The organism is Calothrix sp. CBUCES-K 9914 (genome assembly GCF_059640475.1).
Map to the genome: position 1 here is coordinate 1 of NZ_JBXXZH010000499.1, position 1,477 is coordinate 1,477.

The 1,477-nt window shown below is 46.7% G+C and carries 1 protein-coding gene; it reads right to left on the bottom strand.

The annotated features are described in order from the left end of the window. Positions 1 to 163: 163 nt before the first annotated feature. A complete protein-coding gene (locus AC2JBO_RS44450; protein ID WP_496960002.1) occupies positions 164 to 712 on the bottom strand; it encodes a TetR/AcrR family transcriptional regulator in 549 nt (182 codons plus the stop codon). Positions 713 to 1,477 lie beyond the last annotated feature (765 nt).

Below are 1,477 nucleotides of genomic sequence, written 5' to 3' on the forward strand. Positions count from 1 at the left end.
GGTACTTATGGTAAATTAAGCTTATAAGTCTATTATATGCGACTTCATATTAAATTGGTATTACATCTTAATTAACAATTCTTTCTTTGTGTCCTTTGTGCCTTTGTGGTTTTTTCCTCTTCCCTTTGTGGTAAAGATAATTACATCACCACTACTATTAAAATTAGTCTTGGTGCAAAAGTTTATTTGGAAGTTGCTGCAATACCCTTTCAAATGGCGCCGTACTATCGAGTCCGCGCGTTAAAACTAAGGCACCTTGAATTTGCATAACAGCATCTTCTGCTCTCTGACGCGCCTCTGTTTCAGACAACCCTGCCTCACACAGCACTTGCCCTAAACTATCAATCCAAGCATTTAATGCCTCACTTACCTGCTTGTGAAATAAATCATCTGACTCACCAAGACTAAACACAGCTAATAAACACGCATCTTGCCCGCTATTGTAAAATTGCTTAAGACTAGAGTTCATAGCCTGAATACGTTCTAGTGGTTCACCCTCAAGGCGCAGCGGATTCAAAACTGTTTCATTAAACCACTGGTTTACATACTCTAACACTGCCTCTGCCATTCCCTGTTTTCCATTGGGAAAGTGATGGTAAAGGCTTGCACGACCTAACCCCGTTGCTTTTGAAATGCGGGACAAAGTAGCCCCTTCGTAGCCATACTGCCGAAATACGTTTACTAACCGTCGAGACGCTTCAATTTTATCCATTGAATTTTTTCCTCTAACCTATTGACATTGTACAAAACGTTCGGTACATTAAATTGTATCGAATGTTCGGTACAAAGCAGCAAAAGTTAGAGCAGCGATTAAAACAGCTTTACGTGGGTGCCTGAAACCTAAACTTGTGCTTGTCTGTGAAGAATTGAATTTATCGGAACATCGCTCTCAGTAATGGTTGACAGCGCGCAAAAGGCCAAAGGCCTCTGCGGCCCCGGTGCGTGGAGTGCGCGCCTGTCTCTACTACAGCTGCGGTGTTAATGCAGTGAAGTGGCCGATGGGTGCTAAGTGAGATAGTTTACATCCTTATATCCGTTGCCTCGTGCGCCGCCCAGCTTCGGGAGTAGCACCCGACCTTCCGACTGACAGGAAGGTCATGTTATTCCGAGGCACATGCATCTTCCGATGCCCTCTAGCACAACCAGGGTTTGATCTTTCACAGATTACCACTTGAACGAGTTGCGTCTTGCATCAGTCGGGCCGTCGTGGGGTGCTCTGGCACACCAGGTGCAAGGAGGAACAGCAGCTGTTGAGCAACACCACAGCTGTCACACCTTCACGTGTCAAGATTTCTGGATGATCATCCACATCTCCATCAACATTCACGAACAAATGATGCACACACAGTCAGCTCGCACTAGCGCCTGCGCTCGGCTGTGCCCTGCCAGGCATGGCGGTGCTGGCCAAGCAACTGGCAGTTCCTGGCGCGCCCATGTCCACTTGCACACTCCTGTCCATGCAAATTGCAGCCCGGGA

Bases quoted from the DNA above. Each gene is read 5' to 3' on its own strand.
- AC2JBO_RS44450 (WP_496960002.1), bottom strand. From the start codon at position 712: ATGGATAAAATTGAAGCGTCTCGACGGTTAGTAAACGTATTTCGGCAG.